General features: G+C 38.5%; 2 protein-coding genes. Both read right to left on the reverse strand.

Translation table 11 applies throughout. The features are described 5' to 3' along the window. A partial coding sequence (locus tag H6A60_RS12385) for a glycosyltransferase family 2 protein (protein WP_205105072.1) occupies nt 1–249 on the reverse strand: 249 nt, incomplete at its 3' end. Between the two features lie 105 nt (nt 250–354). After that, nucleotides 355–516: a glucose-6-phosphate isomerase gene (locus tag H6A60_RS14080; protein ID WP_205105074.1), complete on the reverse strand. Its 162-nt coding sequence runs from the start codon at nt 514–516 to the stop codon at nt 355–357. Between the last annotated feature and the right edge of the window lie 16 nt (nt 517–532).

The raw sequence follows: 532 nt of genomic DNA on the forward strand, positions 1-532 counted from the left end.
GTATTTACCTTTAGCTAATTTGATACCTTCATTCCGTAAAATCCCAGAACCTTTTTTTTCTTTCATTGCCAAGATTCTAATTCTCGGATCACGTGGAATACGGCTTAAGGTTTCATCAGTTGAACAATCATCTAAGATAATAATCTCAAAATTCGTTAGCGTTTGTGAGATAACACTTTGAATACAATTCTCAATAAATTGGTCACAGTTGTATACAGGAACGACAACCGAAACCGAAATTTCACTCATGTTTAGTATGAAAACAAAATGTAAACCGTGCGTGAAGAAGCAGATAGCGAGTAGGACACAAACGAAACCTACTCGCTATTCGCTTCTAACTTTTAGAACTAGTGTTCAGGTTTCCAGCATTTTAGCTAATTTCTTGGCGAACTCTACGCCGGGCTGATCGAAAGGATTTATCTTCAACAGCCGCCCGAAGAGTGCCGTTTTGTGCTCGTACAATGACATAAAGGAGCCAAGTATTTCGGGAGACAAATCTTTTAACGCGATAACCATGAGACTGTTGTAAAAC

Origin of the sequence: Sutterella massiliensis, assembly GCF_016899755.1 — a bacterium.
Taxonomy (GTDB): domain Bacteria; phylum Pseudomonadota; class Gammaproteobacteria; order Burkholderiales; family Burkholderiaceae_F; genus Sutterella; species Sutterella massiliensis.